The following is a 16392-nucleotide window of genomic DNA, read 5'->3' on the forward strand; positions in this document are numbered from 1 at the left end:
GCACCCACGCCCGCCCCGCCCCGTGCGGCGGTTCGGTCGAACCGGATGTGCCCGAGGCCCGTCCAGCCCGCCGCATCCGGTGCCGCAGCGCGCTGTCCGTGTCCGGCAGCAGGGTGAGCCCCGCCGATCCGGCGGTCCGGTCGGCCACCTGCGGGACCGTCAGCCGGTCGGTACGGATGTGCTCGGCGAACTCCGGGGCCGCGAGCCGCTCCGGGCCATGGTCCGGTTCCTCCACCGCGAAGCTCTCGTGCTTCGGTCCGCGCCCCGGTCCGCGTTCGCTCAGCCGCCGCAGCACCGTCCCGCGCCCGGCGAGCGGGGCGAAGTGGTGCACCGGGTGCCCGTCCTCGCGCAGCCGCCCGACGATCTCCGCGTAAGAGCCGGAGTCGACCGGCGTCATCGGGGCGATCACCGTGCCGGGGTGCTCGCGCAGCGCGATGTCCAGCACTGCGCGCACCCCCTGCCGCCAGGCCGTCAGATCCTGGACGTCACCGTGGAGTCCGGGCGGCAGCGTCCGGTGCGGCCCGGAGCCGATGTGCTCCGGATCGCGGACCGCGCTGCCGCCGCTTCAGCCCGTACGCCGTCTGCGTCGTGCCGCCCCCGAAGGGACCGTTGATCCAGAGCAGCGCGCCCGTGATCAGCCGGCCCCGCCGCCGGCGCGCACCAGCCCGGTCTCGTAGGCGAGGACGACGACCTGCACCCGGTCGCGCAGCCCCAGCTTGGTCAGGATGCGGCCGACATGCGTCTTCACGGTCGCCTCGGAGAGCACCAGCCGCGCGGCGATCTCGCCGTTGGACAGGCCCTGGGCGACCAGCAGCATCACCTCGCGTTCGCGTTCGGTGAGCTTCGCGATGTCCTTGTGGCGGGGCTCCTCCTTACTGCTCGGCAGCATCGGCGAGAAGCGGTCGAGCAGCCGGCGGGTGGTGGACGGGGCGACGACCGCGTCGCCGCTGTGCACGGAACGGATCGCGGCGAGCAGTTCGCCCGGCGGCACGTCCTTGAGCATGAAGCCGCTGGCCCCGGCCTTCAGCCCGGAGAACGCGTACTCGTCGAGGTCGAACGTCGTCAGGATGAGCACCTTGGGCGCATCGGGCTCCGCGCAGATGCGACGGGTGGCCTCGACGCCGTCCAGCCTCGGCATCCGCACGTCCATCAGCACCACGTCGACCGCGGTGGACCGGAGGTTCTCGATCGCCTCCAGGCCGTCGCCGGCCTCGGCGACGACCTCCATGTCCGGCTGCGCGGCCAGCACCATCCGGAAGCCGGTACGCAACAGCACCTGGTCGTCGACGAGCATCACGCGGATCGCCATGGGGTCCCTGTCTCCTGTTTCGTTCTGCGGTCGGTCGTCGATGGGCAAGGACCTAGTCGGCCGGTTTGAGCGGCAGCAGCGCGCTGATCCGGAACCCGCCGCCGGGGCGCGGTCCCGCGTCCAGCGTGCCGCCGACCATGCCGACCCGCTCGCGCATGCCGATCATCCCGTGGCCCGCGCCGTCGGCGCCGCCGTCCTCGTACAGTTCGTGCGCGGCACCCCGGCCGTCGTCCTCCACCAGCAGGCCGAGCCCGTCGTCGAAGTACACCAGCCGCACACTGGCCCCGGCGTTCGGGCCGCCGTGCTTGCGCGTGTTGGTCAGCGCCTCCTGCACGATCCGGTACGCGGTCAGCTCGACGCCGCTGGGCAGCGGGCGCGGAGTGCCCTCGATCTTGAAGTCGACGGCCAGCCCGGACTGTCTGACCTGGCCGACCAGGTCCTCGATCTGTTCGACGTCGGGCTGCGGGACGTACTCCCCGCTCTCCCGCACATCACCGGTCCTCAGCACACCGAGCAGCCGCCGCATCTCCGCGAGCGCCTGCCTGCCGGTGCTGGAGATGGTCTCCAGCGCCTGCCGTGCCTGGTCGGGCGCCGCATCCATGACATAGGCGGCGCCGTCGGCCTGGACCACCATCACCGAGACGTTGTGCGCGACGACATCGTGGAGTTCGCGGGCGATACGGGCCCGCTCGGCGGCCACCGCGACCTTCGACTGCGCCTCGCGCTCCCGCTCCAGCCGGGCGGCGCGCTCCTCCAGCTGGTCGAAGTAGGCCCGCCGGGTCCGCATCGAGTCGCCGAGCACCCAGGCCAGCACGAACGGCACCGTCATCACGACGACGACGAACACCGTCTGCACCCAGCCGCCCGGCTCCTCGAACGGCCAGCGGATCTGGGAGAGCCCGGCCGCGCACAGGCTGCACGTCAGGGCGAGCCGGGACGCCCAGCGCTCACCGACGGTGGCCACGGTGAAGGTGATCACGAGCATCGCGAAGTTCGCGGTGTTCGGCCTGACCCCGAACACCAGCTGGGCGACCCCCATCGCGATGGCGAGCAGCAGCATCTTCTCGGGTGCGCGGCGGCGCAGTGCGACGACGACGCTGAGACCGATCACGACCGGCAGCACGGCGAAGTACTCACCACTGCCATGCCCGGCACCGCTCACAACGGTCACGCCGGAGATCCCGAGGAGGAAGACAGCCCAGAAACTGTCGACGCCCGTCGGGTGTCTGCGGATGAAATCGTAGAGGCGCTGCACGTAACCCAGCGTAGGGACAGGCGACAGGTGCGTGGGTCAGCCAAAGGACCGATCCAGGTCCGGAGACCGTACTCCCCAAGGTGGAGACTTGAACACGTGACGGATGACTGGCAGGGGTGGCAGGAGGCGGCCGAGACCGCTTTGTACGGGGACGGGGGGTTCTACCGGAGCCCCGAAGGGCCCGCGGGTCATTTCCGCACCTCCGTGCACGCCTCCCCGCTGTTCGCCGCGGCCGTCGCCCGGCTGCTGGTCAGGACGGCCGGGGAGCTCGGGACCGGTTCGGTGGACCTGGTGGATCTGGGAGCGGGGCGCGGCGAGCTGTTGACGGGGGTGCTCGCGGCGCTGCCGGCGGAGGGCGGCGACGGTCTCGCGGTACGGGCGTACGCCGTGGAGCTCGCCGCGCGCCCCTCAGGTCTGGACCCACGGGTGGAGTGGTGCGCGAAGCCCCCCCAGGGCGTGCGCGGACTGCTGTTCGCCAACGAGTGGCTGGACAACGTGCCGACGCCGGTCGCCGAGACGGACCCGGACGGCGTCGAACGTTACGTCCTGGTCCGGCCGTCGGACGGTACGGAGCGGCTGGGCGAGCCGGTGAGCGGGGCCGACGCACGGTGGCTGAGCCGCTGGTGGCCGTCGGCGGGTCCGGGCAGCCGGGCGGAGATCGGCCGCTCGCGCGACGAGGCGTGGGCGCGTGCGGTGTCCACGCTGTCCGGCGGGCTCGCGGTGGCGGTGGACTACATGCACGTACGGGAGGCGCGGCCGCCCTTCGGAACGCTGACCGGCTTCCGGGCGGGGCGCGAGGTGCGACCCGTGCCGGACGGCAGCTGCGACCTCACGTCGCACGTGGCGCTGGACGCGTGCGCGGCGGCGGGCGGCCCGGGCGCGGAGATCCGTACCCAGCGCGAGGCGCTGCACGGGCTGGGCATCAGCGGCGGGCGCCCGCCGCTGTCCCTGGCGTCGAGCGACCCGGCCGGCTACGTACGGGCGCTGGCCGGGGCGGCTGAGGCGGCGGAGCTGACGGCACGCGGCGGCCTCGGCGACTTCGGCTGGCTGACGCAACGGGTCCCCGGCCCCGCCGGCGTCTGAGGCGCGGGGCCCGGGGCGCAGCCCGGGGACTCCCGGCCGCAGGGAATACTGTCCCGCATGACGGAGACGACAGTCGGCATCGGCGGCGCGGCGGAGAGCACCGACATGGTGCTCAACATCGGCCCGCAGCACCCCTCCACGCACGGCGTGCTCCGGCTGAGGATCGTCCTGGACGGCGAACGCGTCCAGCACGCCGAACCGGTCATCGGCTATATGCACCGCGGCGCGGAGAAGCTCTTCGAGGCCCGCGACTACCGGCAGATCGTGATGCTGGCCAACCGCCACGACTGGCTGTCGGCGTTCTCCAACGAGCTGGGCGTCGTGATGGCCGTCGAGCGCATGCTCGGCATGGAGGTCCCGGAGCGCGCGGTCTGGACCCGCACCCTGCTGGCGGAGCTGAACCGGGTCCTCAACCACCTGATGTTCCTCGGCTCCTACCCGCTGGAACTGGGCGGGATCACCCCGGTGTTCTACGCGTTCCGGGAGCGCGAGGAGCTCCAGACCGTCATGGAGGAGGTCTCCGGCGGCCGGATGCACTACATGTTCAACCGGGTCGGCGGCCTCAAGGAGGACCTCCCGGCGGGCTGGCTCGGCCGCGCCCGGGACGCCGTCGCCTCGGTCCGGTCCCGGATGGACGTGTACGACAAGCTGGTCCTCGGCAACGAGATCTTCCGCGGCCGCACCCGCGGGGTGGGGGTGCTGTCGGCCGGGGCCGTGCACGCGTACGGGGTGTCCGGGCCGATCGCCCGCGCCTCGGGCGTCGACTTCGACCTGCGGCGCGACGAGCCGTATCTCGCGTACGGGGAGCTCCAGGACACCCTGAAGGTCGTCACCCGCACCGAGGGCGACTGCCTGGCCCGGTTCGAGTGCCTGCTGGACCAGACGCACAACGCCCTGGACCTGGCGGACGCCTGCCTGGACCGGATGGCGGACCTGGCGCCCGGTCCGATCAACCAGCGGCTGCCCAAGGTCCTGAAAGCCCCCGAGGGCCACACCTACGCCTGGACGGAGAACCCGCTCGGCGTCAACGGCTACTACCTGGTGTCCAAGGGTGAGAAGACCCCGTACCGGCTGAAGCTACGCTCGGCCTCGTTCAACAACATCCAGGCGCTCACCGAGCTGCTGCCCGGCACCCTGGTCGCCGACATGGTGGCGATCCTGGGCTCGCTGTTCTTCGTCGTCGGCGACATCGACAAGTAGCGGCCGGCTCTCTTCCCGGGCTGCCACCACCCCGGGACGAAAGCCGGCCGCTCCGCTACGAGATCGCGCTGCGCAGCACCGCGACGTCCAGTTGCTCGGTCTCGTCGTGCGCGGTCAGGTCGATGACCTTGCCGACGGCCCGGTTCTCGGCCGCGCCCGTGCGGTGCGCGGCCAGCGCCTCCTCGCCCACCACGTCGGCGAGGTCCTCGTTCTGCACGGACTCGATCGCGGCGTGCGCCTTCTGCGTACCGAAGAAGTCGAAGCTGCCCTGCGGCACCAGGTGGCGGCGGGCCGCGGCGTACGGAACGACCGCGCTGGCGGCCGGTACGGCGCGCTGGGCGGGCAGTGCCTGGGGCGGCCGGGACGCGGGCAGGGCGGCCGCCGGGCGGCGGTGCTGCTCGCCGTCCGTCGTGACGGCGGCGTGCGCGGCGGCAGCGTGCCTCCCCCTCGGCTCCTGCGCCTCCTGGGCCCGCTCCGCGAGATCGCGCTTCCTGGCCCGCTCGGCGGTGCGCCGCGCCTCCTGGAGCGCCCCGTTGCGCGTGAGGTCCTCCAGTGCCTGGGCGGCGCGCAGATATCCGGCGGGCGTCGGGGTGCTGCGCGCGGCGGGCAGTTCGCGGGGCGGCGCGGTCACCTCCAGGGCGAGCTGCCGGCGGCTCTCCAGCACACTGGCCCGCTCGGTCTCGGCGTTCGCGTACCGCCGCAGCAGCGCGGCGTGCTCACCACGGAGCGCGGCGAGCTCGACGCGCTTGCGGCGCAGCTTCGTCTCCAGACGGGCGCGCAGTTCGCGCGACTCCTCCAGATCGGTCTCGATCTCCGCTATGCGTTCCTCGGCACGCCACTCGTCGCTGGTGCGGGCGCGCGTCAGTTCCGCGACGCGACGGCCTGCCTCCTGGTCCCAGCTGCGCATCAGATAGGCGCCGGTCAGGGCAGCGGCCGCCGCGGCGGCGACCAGCGCGCGCAGGACCAGGGGTTCGGCGAGCAGCCAGGCTCCCGCAGCGCAGAGAACCGCGGCGCCGGCAACGGCCGAAGGCGGAAGGATTCTGTGCAGAGGTGGCGAATGGCGATGGCGTCCACGTGACATGGCCTGAAATTTACCGTGCGTACGGGCTGCTTGGGGGGCCGCCCGGCAATCTGTTCCCCGCCGGTTACCTGACGGCCCCCGAAACACGCACTTCCGCTCCCCCGGACGGGACTTCCGGTACGCCTTCCGGTACTCCGCGTCGCCCGGCCGAAGCCCCTTCCCCGGGCCTTCGTTACTTCTTGATCAAACCCTTTGACTGGAGGTATTCCTTGGCCGCGTCCTCCGGCTTGGCGCGCTCGGCGTCGACCTTGCGGTTCAGTTCCGCCAGGTCCTGGGTGGTGAGTGCGCCGGTGAGCCTGCCGAGCGCGTCGGCGATGTCCTGGGCGCCCGCGTCCTTGGCATTGACGACCGGCAGAACGTTGTCCGCGTTCTGCAGCTTCTTGTCGTCGTCCAGGAAAACCAGGTCGTAAGTGTCCAGCACCGCGTCCGTGGTGGTGGTGAGGACCAGTTGGTCCTTGCCGTCCTTGACCGCCTGCTTGGACTGCGGGGTGCCGACTCCCTTGGGGTCGATGCCGGTGACGTCGATGCCGTACGTCTTCTTCAGTCCGGGTGCGCAGAACGCCCGTACCTCGCACTCGTCACCCGCCGCGATCTTCACCTTGATCTTGGAGGCGCCGAGGTCCGAAAGCGTCTCCAGCTTGTTCTTCGCGGCGAATTCCTTGGTGACCGCGAAGGCGTTCTGGTCGATCGCCTTGCCGGCCGGCAGCACCTTCAGCCCGATCGGAGTGGCGAGCTTCTCCAGAGCGGCGACGGTGGCCGCGGTGTCGCCCGACGCGACCGGCTTCTCCTCGGCCGCCTTCGCCCCGTTCACCTTGGCGTTGAGGAATTCGGCGATCGTCGCGGCATATTCCGGTACGACGTCGATCTCGCCCTTCTCCAGCGAGGGTTCGTACAGTTCACGGTTCTTCACCGTGGTGATCGAGGTGCTGTATCCGGCGTCGGCCAGGATCTGCGAGTAGAGCTCCGCGAGCACCTTGGACTCGGTGAAGGCGGCGGCGCCGATGACGAGCGAGCCCTTCTTCGCGGAGTCGCCGCCGGCCGGGGTGCCCTTGTCCTTCTCCAGGCTGTCGCCGCCGCAGGCGGCGAGCGAGCCCGCCAGCGCGACGATGCCGATGACCGCGCCGGCTATGCGCGAGGTCTTGCTCATGATGTTCTCCGTCCACGGCAACAGGGCCATATGCGATATGCGATGTCGGTTACGAGAGCCGGCCGCGGGGCTCATGCCGTCCGGCGGCGGCGAAGCGGTGACAGCATCCGGTCGAGGGCGACCAGCACCGTCTCCACCAGCAGTGCGAGCACGGCGACCAGCAGTGCCCCCGCGACGACCTGCGGGGTGTTGTACGTGTTGAAACCGGCGGTGATGATCCGGCCGAGACCGCCCTGGCCGACCATCGCGGCGATCGTCGCGGTGGCCACCACCTGGACGGCGGCCGAGCGCAGCCCGGTCATGATCATCGGGTAGGCCAGCGGGAGTTCGACGCGTACGAAGAGCTGGCCGCCCGACATACCCATCCCGCGCGCGGCCTCCGTCACCGAACGGTCCACCTCGGTCATCCCGACGTGGGCGTTGGTCAGCAGCGGCGGCACGGCGAACAGCACCAGGGCGATGATCGTCGGCACGTATCCGCTGTTGCGCAGCGGCGAGACCATGAAGAGCGCCAGCACCGCGAAGACCGGGACCGCCCGCCCCACATTGGAGATGTTGACCGCCAGCGCGCCCCCCTTCCCGATGTGCCCGAGGAAGAGCGCGATGGGCAGCGCGATGACGCAGGACAGGGCGAGCGCCACCCCGCTGACGTACAGGTGCTCACCGAGCCGGTGGGCCACCCCGCTCTCCCCCGACCAGTTGGCACCGGTGGTGAGCCAGGTCCAGGCCTCGCCGAGAACTCCCATGGGTCAGACCGCCTTCGCCGCGCCGGCCGTGTCCACGGCGTCGCGGGTCCTTGATATCCGGGTCCACGGAGTCAGCAGCCGCTGCACGCCGAGCAGCAGCAGGTCCGCGACCACCGCGAGCAGTACGCAGAGCACCGAGGCGGCCAGCACCTGGGCCTTGAAGAAGCTCGGCAGGGCGTCGTCGATGAGGTTGCCCAGTCCGCCGCGGCCGACGATCGAGCCGATCGTCGTCAGCGCGACCGTGGACACCGTGGCGATCCGTATCCCGGCCATCAGGGCGGGCAGCGCGAGCGGCAGCTCCACCTCCCACAGCAGCCGGGCCGGGCCGTAACCCATGCCCCGTGCCGCCTCCTTCGCCTCCAGGGGAACCGCCTCCAGACCCGCCAGGATGTTCCGCACGAGAATGGTCAGCGAATACAGCACCAGACCGGTGACGACCAGCGCCGCGGAGAGCCCGAAAAGCGGCAGCAGCAGCGAGAACATCGCGAGTGACGGCACGGTGTAGAGCACCGTGGTCAGCCCGAGAACCGGTCCGGCGAAGCGCCGGCTGCGACGCGCGAGCAGTGCCAGCGGGAATGCCACGGCAACCCCGATCGCCACCGAGACCGCGGTGATCCAGATGTGCTGGACCGTCGCATCGGTCAACTCCTGGCTGCGGGAACGGAGATACTCCCCGCAGATCCAGTCGTTCGTCACCAGGCAGTTCTGTCCGGCCATCCGTCCCCCACCTCCCGATCACCCTCTCGTACTGATGTCCGGCGAGCCTATCCTCGACCACTGACAATCGCCGAGGCCGTTGTATTCCAGAAACATGTCCTTCACAGAACACGCGCCACAATGGGGAACCATGATCCGTTTCGAGCACGTCACCAAGCGGTATGCGGACGGCACCACCGCCGTCGACGATCTTTCCTTCGAGGTCGCCGAGGGTGAACTCGTCACGCTCGTCGGGCCATCGGGGTGCGGCAAGACGACCACCATGAAGATGGTGAACCGGCTGATCGAACCGACCGAGGGCCGGATATTCCTCGACGGGGACGACATATCAGCCATCGACCCCGTCCAACTGCGCCGCCGTATCGGCTACGTGATCCAGCAGGTCGGGCTGTTCCCGCACAAAACGGTCCTGGAGAACACCGCGACCGTGCCCCATCTCCTCGGCTGGAAACGGGGAAAGGGCCGCGAACGCGCAGCGGAACTCCTCGACCTGGTCGGACTCGATCCTTCCGTTTATGGCGACCGATATCCGGAACAGCTCTCGGGCGGTCAGCGCCAACGGGTGGGCGTGGCAAGGGCACTGGCCGCCGACCCGCCCGTTCTGCTGATGGACGAGCCTTTCGGCGCAGTCGACCCGGTCGTCCGGGAACGGCTGCAGAACGAATTCCTGAAGCTTCAGGCGCAGGTCCGCAAAACCGTGCTGTTCGTCACGCACGACATCGAGGAGGCCGTCCGCCTCGGCGACCGCATCGCCGTCTACGGACAGGGCTCGATCGAGCAGTTCGACTCACCGGCCACCGTGCTCGGCGCCCCCGCCACCGGCTATGTCGCGGACTTCGTCGGCGCGGACCGAGGGCTCAAGCGGCTCTCGGTCACCCCCATCGAGGAGAGCGACCTCGACCAGCCGCCGGTCGTCCACCTCGACGACTCGCTGGCCACGGCGACCGAACGGCTGCGTGCCGAGGGCGCGCGCTGGGCCGTCGTACTGGACGGCGATGACCATCTGCACGGCTGGATCCCTGCCGGTGACGCGCTCGGTGACGCGCTCGGCGGCGCCAAGGGCACCGTGCGCGAGCACGCCCGTCGGATGGAGGCCTGGCTGCCCGTCGGTGCCCCGCTCAAGCAGGCGTTCGCCACCATGCTCCAGCACGACGCCGGCTGGATCGCGGTCATCGACAAGGAGAGCGCGGGCCGGTTCCTGGGCGTGCTCACCCCGGCCCGCCTCCACGAGGCGCTGCGCCGGTCGATCGACGCGGACGACCGGTCCGTGCCGCGTGCCGAGGTGGCCGTCGAGAGCGTGGCGAGCGTGACCAAGACCGCGGGCGCGTGAGCAGGCCGCACCCCAGCCGCGCCCGAGCCGCGCCACAGCCGCGCCCGAGCCGCAGCCCAGCCGCACGCGAGCCTCACCAGAGCCTCACCACAGCCGCACCCCGGCCGCACGCGAGCCGCAGCCCAGCCGCACGCGAGCCTCACCACAGCCGCACGCGAGCCGCAGCACGGCCGCACCCCGGCCGCACGCAGGCCGGCTCAACGAGAACCGACCCACCCCGGACCGGGTCAGTTCTCGCTGAGCCGGCTGCTCATCCACTCCAGGGCGGCGGGAATCTCCCGGCGCCAGGTGTTGAAGTTGTGCCCGCCGCTGCCGAGCACGATCGACGAGGCCTCGGCGGGTGACTTCACCTTGGCCAGGAACTGCCGCGTGGCGGCGTAGTTCCCCTCGCCGTGGCGGGAGGTCGTCACCAGGAAGGACGAGTCGGGCATCGGCCGGTGGTCCAGGATCCACAGCAGGTCGGCGTGGTCGCGTGCCCGCTGGTCGCCATGGAAGAGGTCACCGGTCGTCGGGTCCTCGGCCGCCTTGTAGTACGCGGAGAGCCCCGCGCTCGCCGTGAACCGGCCCGGGTGGTGCAGCCCGATCTTCAGGGCGCAGTAGCCGCCGGTCGAATTGCCGATGATGCCCCAGTTGCGGGCCTGCTTGCCCACCCGGTAGCCGGCCGAGATCGCCCGCGGCAGATCCACCGCGAAGAACGTCTCGGTCTGCGGACCGTCCTTTATGTTCACGCACTCGGTGTCCCGCGGCGGCGCCAGCGTCGGCCGCAGCATCACCAGGATCATCGGCTGCGCCCGCCCCGCTTTCACTCCATCGAGTGCCGTGCGGGGGTACCGCAGTCCCTTGATGAGGTTCTCCGAAGTGCCCGGGTAGCCCGTGAGCACCACGACCGCGGGAAATCTCCGGTGGGCGTACGCCTCCTGGAAGTACTCCGGCGGCAGATACACGTACGCCGAGCTCTCGATCTTGGAGTGCCGGCCCGCGATCACGACCTTGTCGATCCGGCCGCCCCGGGTGGGCAGCGATCCGCCCGGCACGTCGGGCCGCTGCGTCCCCACCCGGACGATATTCTTCGCGGCCAGGGTCCCGGCGGCGTGGTCCGTGACCACACCCAGCTCCTGCTTCTGACCGAGCAGGTCCGCCCAGGAGCCGTAGAAGAGGAACGAGTTGTTGGCCAGCAGGCCGACCGACACGAAAACCGCCAGCTGGGTCGCCAGCAGCAGACCGACCCTGCCGAGCACCATGGGGGCACCGCGCCGGGCGAACCGCGGCCAGAGCCAGATCGTGACGGCGAACAGCACGACGGCCAGCGCGATCGCCAGGATCAGTACTGCTTTGCCGGTAAGGCCCATGACGGTTGAACTTTCTTGTCAGGAATTTTCCTGGATACGGGTGAACCCGCGGCCCGGAAGCCTCGTCCTAGAGGTCGCACGTTGTCCGCAGGGCTCCGGCCGGCGGACTCCAATGAATCTCTCGCGGAACCATGGGAAGCGATGTCTGTCACGCTAGATGGGGATAAGTCGGGATCGGTTCCGAATAGTGCACGCAAGTTCGTGCACGGACCGCGACCCGAAACCGTACCGGTGCTCGTCGGCACCGCCTGCACCGTAGTCGGCCTGATCGACGTCGCCGCCGGGGTCTTCCCGCGCTTCCGCCACAGCCGGATGCACACCCTCGCCGAGGTCCTCCCCGGCGCCCTCGGCCCCTTCGCCGCCGCGCTCTCGCTGAGCGTCGGCGTCCTGCTGCTGCTCCTGGCCCACGGCCTCAAGCGGCACAAGCGACGGGCCTGGCGGGCGGCCGTCGTGCTGCTCCCGGCCGGTGCGCTGTCCCAGTTCGTCTACCGGCACTCGGTGCTGGGCGCGGTCGTCTCGCTGACGCTGTGCTACCTGCTGGTACGCCACCGGAGTGAATTCGCCGCGCTTCCCGACCCGCGCAGCCGTTGGAGGGCGCTGGCCAACTTCGTCCTCCTCGGCGCGGGTTCGCTCGGCCTCGGTCTGGTCATCGTCAGCGTCCACCCTGGCCGGCTGGTCGGGAACCCCAGCATCGTCGACCGGCTCCAGCACGTGCTGTACGGCCTGTTCGGTTTCGAGGGCCCGGTCGAGTACGCCGGTGTCACCTCCTGGACCGTGGGCTACTCGCTCGGCGCGCTCGGCCTGCTGACCGCCGTCACCACGATCTACCTCGCGTTCCGCCCCGAACATCCTGCCGCTCGCCTCACCGAGGACGACGAGACCCGGCTGCGCGCGCTGCTGGACCGGCACGGCCGCCGTGACTCGCTCGGCCACTTCGCGCTCCGCCGCGACAAGGGCGTGGTGTTCTCCCCCAGCGGCAAGGCCGCCGTCTGCTACCGGGTGGTGTCCGGGGTGATGCTGGCCAGCGGCGACCCGATCGGCGACGTGGAGGCCTGGCCGGGCGCCATCGAACGGTTCATGGACGAGGCCCGGGCCCACGCCTGGACACCTGCCGTGATGGGCTGCAGCGAGACCGGCGGCGAGGTCTGGACCCGCGAGACCGGACTGGACGCCCTGGAGCTCGGCGACGAGGCGGTGGTGGACGCCGCGGATTTCTCCCTCGCCGGACGCGCGATGCGCAATGTGCGCCAGATGGTGAAGCGGATTGAGCGCGGCGGATACGAGACCCGGGTCCGGCGCGTGGCCGACATCGGCGAGGCCGAACTCGCCCGCATCCGGCGGGCCGCGGCCGAGTGGCGCGGCACCGACAACGAGCGCGGCTTCTCCATGGCGCTCGGCCGGATCGGCGACGGCGCCGACGCGGACTGCTTCATCGCCACCGCCCACAAGGCCGACGAACAGAGCGCCGATTCCCCGTACGGTGACCTGAAGGCCGTGCTCCACTTCGTCCCCTGGGGTACCGACGGCATGTCCCTGGACCTCATGCGCCGCGACCGTGCCGCCGACCCCGGGATGAACGAGCTGCTGATCGTCGCCTCCCTCCAGGCCGCGCCCCGGCTCGGCATCACGCGCGTCTCGCTGAACTTCGCGATGTTCCGCTCCGCGCTGGCCCGCGGCGAGAAACTGGGCGCCGGACCGGTGCTGCGGATCTGGCGCGGCCTGCTGATCTTCCTGTCGCGCTGGTTCCAGATCGAGTCGCTGTACAAGTTCAACGCCAAGTTCCGGCCACGCTGGGAGCCCCGTTTCGTGGTCTACCGCACCGCCCGCGATCTGCCCCGGATCTCGCTGGCGGCCATGCAGGCCGAGGGTTTCGTCAGCTTCGCGCTCCCCCGTGCGCTGGCCCGCAGACTGCCGGGGAACGGGCGGCGTCCGTGCACACACGCACCGGCCGGCACCAGGGAGCACGGCGCCCACGCGGCGTGACCGGCCTCCGGGCGGGCCTACGCTGGTCGTATGAGTACGTTGCGTGGACGAGGCACGGTCCAGGGCCTGCCGGAGTGGGACCGCTGTGCGGTCATGGGTGTCGTCAATGTGACCCCCGACTCCTTCTCCGACGGAGGCCGCTGGTTCGACACCACGGCGGCCGTCAAGCACGGTCTCGACCTGGTCGGCGAGGGCGCCGACCTGGTCGATGTCGGCGGTGAGTCGACCCGCCCCGGCGCCAGCCGGGTGGACGAGTCCGAGGAGCTGCGGCGGGTGGTCCCGGTGGTCCGCGGTCTGGCCTCGGAGGGGGTCACGGTCTCCGTGGACACCATGCGGGCCCGGGTCGCCGAGCAGGCCGTCGCCGCGGGAGCGGTCCTCGTCAACGACGTGAGCGGCGGACTCGCCGACCCGGACATGGTCCCGGTCGTCGCCGCCGCCGGGGTGCCCTTCGTCGTCATGCACTGGCGCGGCTTCAGCGAGTCCATGAACAGCCGGGCGGTGTACGGGGACGTCGTCGCGGAGGTCGTCGAGGAGCTGCGGGCCCGGATGGACGCCGTGGTCACGGGCGGTGTCGCGGCCGAACGGATCGTGATCGACCCCGGTCTCGGCTTCGCCAAGGACGCCGGCCACGACCTCTCGCTCATCGCCCGCCTGGACGCGCTGCACGACCTGGGCCGCCCGCTGCTGGTAGCCGCCTCCCGGAAGCGGTTCCTGGGCCACGTACTGGCCGGAGCGGGCGCCGCCCCGCCGCCCGCCCGCGAACGCGACGCGGCCACCGCCGCGATCTCCGCCCTCTCCGCCCGTGCCGGTGCCTGGGCCGTCCGGGTCCACGAGGTACGGGCCACCGCCGACGCCGTACGCGTCGCCCGCGCCGTCGAGGGAGCCGCGTGAACGAGCCGCAGGACGAGCCCGCGGACGCGGCCGCCGACATCGAGGCGGTCGAGCGGGCCAACACCGCCTTCTACGAGGCGATGGAGCGCGGGGACCTCGACGAACTCACCGGGCTCTGGCTGCCCGGCGAGGACCTCACCGTCTCCTGCGTCCACCCGGGCTGGCCGGTGCTCACCGGCCGCGGGGAGGTGCTGCGCAGTTACGCCCTGATCATGGCGAACACCGAGTACATCCAGTTCTTCCTGACCGACGTCGGGGTCTCCATGACCGGCGACACCGCCCTGGTCACCTGCACCGAGAACATCCTCAGCGGCGGACCGGCCGAGGAAGGCAGCTCGCTGGGGCCGCTCGTCGGCCAACTCGTGGTCGCCACCAATGTGTTCCGGCGCACTCCGGACGGCTGGAAGCTCTGGTCCCACCACGGCTCGCCCGTACTGGCCGAAACCGGCGAGGAAGAGGACGAAGAGTCCCCCTCCTGAATGGGTACAAGCCCGGTGGAGGCTCGAAAAGTGGCTCCCCGGGATTGGAATCGGGCACATCGGGGTATCAGCGGCTACCAGCCCCGTGCGGTCCGCCGTGGCCCCCACGGGCGAGTGCTGTCGGTGCTCGCAGGTAGATTCCAACGAGGACAGGACGCCGCCCGCACGCGGCGCCGTGCCCCTACGACCAACAACAGCAGGAGTGATTCGCGTGGATCGTGTCGCGCTGCGCGGCCTCAAGGCCCGTGGACACCATGGCGTCTTTCCCCGGGAACGGGAAGAGGGACAGACGTTCATCGTGGACCTGGTGCTCGGCCTCGACACCCGTCCCGCGGCAGCCGCCGACGACCTGACGAAGACCGTGCACTACGGCGTGGTCGCCGAGGAGGTCGTCGACGTAGTCAAGGGCGAACCGGTCGATCTGATCGAGACGCTCGCGGAGCGCATCGCCCAGCAGTGCCTCAAGCACGAAGGCGTCGAGGAGGTGGAGGTCGTGGTGCACAAGCCGGATGCCCCCATCACCGTCCCCTTCGACGATGTCACCATCACCATCACCCGGAGCCGAGCATGACTGCATTTTCTACCGAGGGGCAGAGCGACCCGACCGTCCAGCCGGTTCCCGCCTTCGTGGTCGAGCAGGTGGACGCCGCGGACATCACCCTCTCCAACCCCAAACGCGCCGTGATCTCCCTGGGCTCCAATCTCGGCAACCGCCTGGAGACCCTCCAGGGCGCCATCGACGCCCTGGAGGACACCCCGGGCCTCCGGGTCAAGGCGGTCTCCCCGGTGTACGAGACGGAGCCGTGGGGCGTCGACCCCGGCACCCAGCCGTCGTACTTCAACGCGGTGGTCGTCGTGAAGACGACGCTGCCCCCCTCCTCCCTCCTGGAGCGCGGCCAGGCCATCGAAGAGGCCTTCGACCGGGTCCGCGAGGAGCGCTGGGGTCCGCGCACCATCGACGTCGACATCGTGGCGTACGCCGATGTGGTCTCCGACGACCCCGTGCTCACCCTCCCGCACCCGCGGGCCCGCGAGCGCGCCTTCGTCCTCGCCCCGTGGCACGACGTGGATCCCGCCGCCCAACTGCCCGGCGTCGGCCCGGTCGCCGATCTGCTCGCCGGTGTCGGCCGCGGCAGCGTCATGCCCCGGGCCGACCTGGAACTCCGGCTGCCCGAGTAGTCGTTAGGCTCACAGGGACAGCGGGACAGATCACAGGCGGCGAAGGGCGGCTCACCCGGTGAAGCAACTACGGCTCGGAGTACTGGCCGGCATCTTCGCCGCCGCCGGGGTGCTGTCCTGGGGCGGCGCCCGCCTCTGGGACTCCCTCGGCACCCTGCCGGGCGTGCCGCTGGCCGCGCCCATCGTGCTCGCGGTGATCGCCGTCGTCCTGCTGGCGACGGCCCTCTCCATCCGCTCCCGGCTGCGCGCCCAGCGGGAGCGCCGCCCGGGCGCGAAGGGCGTCGAACCGCTGATGGCGGCCCGTGCCGTGGTCTTCGGCCAGGCCAGCGCCCTCGTCGTCGCCCTGGTGTCCGGAATGTACGGCGGCACGGGCGTCTTCCTGCTCGGCTCCCTCGACATGCCGGCCCGCCGCGACCAGGCGATCTACGCCGGCTTCGCGGTCCTGGCCGGCATCGCGGTGATCGCGGCGGCCCTGTTCCTGGAGCGCGTCTGCAAGCTCCCGGACGACGAGGACGACAACAAGAACGCGGCGGGGGCATAGCCCACCGCCCCGCACCGGTCCGCCCCTGACCGGTCCGCCGCAAAGCGTTGAGACGACTTGAGGGCCGGCAGATCCCAGGATCCGCCGGCCCTCGTGCGTGGA

At 71.0% G+C, this 16392-nt stretch carries 16 protein-coding genes and 1 pseudogene; 9 read left to right on the top strand and 8 right to left on the bottom strand.

Annotation, left to right across the window (positions count from 1 at the left end; translation table 11 throughout):
* Positions 1-35: 35 nt before the first annotated feature.
* The 3 genes and pseudogenes from FHX80_RS35635 to FHX80_RS12030 all read right to left on the bottom strand — a co-directional run.
* Positions 36-635 (bottom strand): annotated as a pseudogene (locus tag FHX80_RS35635) (ATP-binding protein); the annotation flags it as partial.
* Positions 635-1309 carry a response regulator gene (locus FHX80_RS12025; RefSeq protein WP_145764200.1) on the bottom strand — a complete coding sequence of 225 codons (675 nt, stop codon included), beginning with the start codon at positions 1307-1309 and terminating at the stop codon, positions 635-637. The pseudogene FHX80_RS35635 and the gene FHX80_RS12025, both read right to left, overlap by 1 nt.
* A 52-nt stretch (positions 1310-1361) precedes the next feature.
* Positions 1362-2564: a sensor histidine kinase gene (locus FHX80_RS12030; protein WP_145764201.1), complete on the bottom strand. Its 1203-nt coding sequence runs from the start codon at positions 2562-2564 to the stop codon at positions 1362-1364.
* 96 nt (positions 2565-2660) lie between these two features.
* Between FHX80_RS12030 and FHX80_RS12035 the strand changes: the two genes are divergently transcribed.
* Together FHX80_RS12035 and FHX80_RS12040 are read left to right on the top strand one after the other, a co-directional pair.
* Positions 2661-3647, top strand: a complete 987-nt coding sequence (locus tag FHX80_RS12035; protein WP_145764202.1) for an SAM-dependent methyltransferase — start codon at positions 2661-2663, stop codon at positions 3645-3647.
* A 57-nt stretch (positions 3648-3704) separates the two neighbouring features.
* Complete coding sequence (locus FHX80_RS12040) at positions 3705-4847, top strand: NADH-quinone oxidoreductase subunit D (RefSeq protein ID WP_145764203.1); 1143 nt, start codon at positions 3705-3707, stop codon at positions 4845-4847.
* Between the two features lie 55 nt (positions 4848-4902).
* On the opposite strand, the gene FHX80_RS12045 is transcribed toward FHX80_RS12040, so the two are convergent.
* The 4 genes from FHX80_RS12045 to FHX80_RS12060 form a co-directional block, all read right to left on the bottom strand.
* Positions 4903-5928 (bottom strand): hypothetical protein, encoded by a 1026-nt coding sequence (locus FHX80_RS12045; protein WP_208764636.1) that lies wholly within the window; start codon positions 5926-5928, stop codon positions 4903-4905.
* Positions 5929-6100: 172 nt separating this feature from the next.
* Entirely contained in the window at positions 6101-7075 is a 975-nt protein-coding gene (locus FHX80_RS12050; RefSeq protein ID WP_145764204.1) for an ABC transporter substrate-binding protein, read from the bottom strand.
* A gap of 71 nt (positions 7076-7146) precedes the next feature.
* A complete protein-coding gene (locus tag FHX80_RS12055; RefSeq protein WP_145764205.1) occupies positions 7147-7821 on the bottom strand; it encodes an ABC transporter permease in 675 nt (224 codons plus the stop codon).
* Positions 7822-7824: 3 nt separating this feature from the next.
* Entirely contained in the window at positions 7825-8538 is a 714-nt protein-coding gene (locus FHX80_RS12060; protein WP_145764206.1) for an ABC transporter permease, read from the bottom strand.
* Between the two features lie 130 nt (positions 8539-8668).
* Here FHX80_RS12060 and FHX80_RS12065 point away from each other — a divergent pair, with 130 nt between their 5' ends.
* Positions 8669-9868, top strand: a complete 1200-nt coding sequence (locus FHX80_RS12065) for an ABC transporter ATP-binding protein (RefSeq protein ID WP_145764207.1) — start codon at positions 8669-8671, stop codon at positions 9866-9868.
* A 227-nt stretch (positions 9869-10095) separates the two neighbouring features.
* Here the strand turns inward: FHX80_RS12065 and FHX80_RS12070 are convergent, their stop codons facing one another.
* Positions 10096-11217, bottom strand: coding sequence for an alpha/beta hydrolase-fold protein (locus FHX80_RS12070; RefSeq protein ID WP_145764208.1), 1122 nt, complete (start codon positions 11215-11217; stop codon positions 10096-10098).
* Positions 11218-11358: 141 nt separating this feature from the next.
* On the opposite strand from FHX80_RS12070, the gene FHX80_RS12075 reads away from it, so the two are divergent.
* The 6 genes from FHX80_RS12075 (at position 11359) to FHX80_RS12100 (ending at position 16290) form a co-directional block, all read left to right on the top strand.
* Positions 11359-13200 carry a phosphatidylglycerol lysyltransferase domain-containing protein gene (locus tag FHX80_RS12075; RefSeq protein WP_208764637.1) on the top strand — a complete coding sequence of 614 codons (1842 nt, stop codon included), beginning with the start codon at positions 11359-11361 and terminating at the stop codon, positions 13198-13200.
* Positions 13201-13230: 30 nt separating this feature from the next.
* Complete coding sequence (gene folP, locus FHX80_RS12080) at positions 13231-14091, top strand: dihydropteroate synthase (protein ID WP_145764210.1); 861 nt, start codon at positions 13231-13233, stop codon at positions 14089-14091.
* Positions 14088-14570: a nuclear transport factor 2 family protein gene (locus FHX80_RS12085; RefSeq protein ID WP_145764211.1), complete on the top strand. Its 483-nt coding sequence runs from the start codon at positions 14088-14090 to the stop codon at positions 14568-14570. Before folP ends, FHX80_RS12085 begins: the two co-directional genes overlap by 4 nt.
* A gap of 211 nt (positions 14571-14781) precedes the next feature.
* Complete coding sequence (folB, locus tag FHX80_RS12090) at positions 14782-15141, top strand: dihydroneopterin aldolase (RefSeq protein WP_024493348.1); 360 nt, start codon at positions 14782-14784, stop codon at positions 15139-15141.
* Positions 15138-15749 carry a 2-amino-4-hydroxy-6-hydroxymethyldihydropteridine diphosphokinase gene (gene folK / locus FHX80_RS12095; RefSeq protein WP_145764212.1) on the top strand — a complete coding sequence of 204 codons (612 nt, stop codon included), beginning with the start codon at positions 15138-15140 and terminating at the stop codon, positions 15747-15749. The genes folB and folK overlap by 4 nt, the downstream gene beginning before the upstream one ends.
* 58 nt (positions 15750-15807) lie before the next feature.
* On the top strand, positions 15808-16290 hold the full coding sequence (locus FHX80_RS12100; RefSeq protein ID WP_145764213.1) for a DUF3180 domain-containing protein: 483 nt from the start codon (positions 15808-15810) through the stop codon (positions 16288-16290).
* Positions 16291-16392: the final 102 nt, after the last annotated feature.

Source organism: Streptomyces brevispora (assembly GCF_007829885.1).
Taxonomy (GTDB): Bacteria; Actinomycetota; Actinomycetes; order Streptomycetales; family Streptomycetaceae; genus Streptomyces; species Streptomyces brevispora.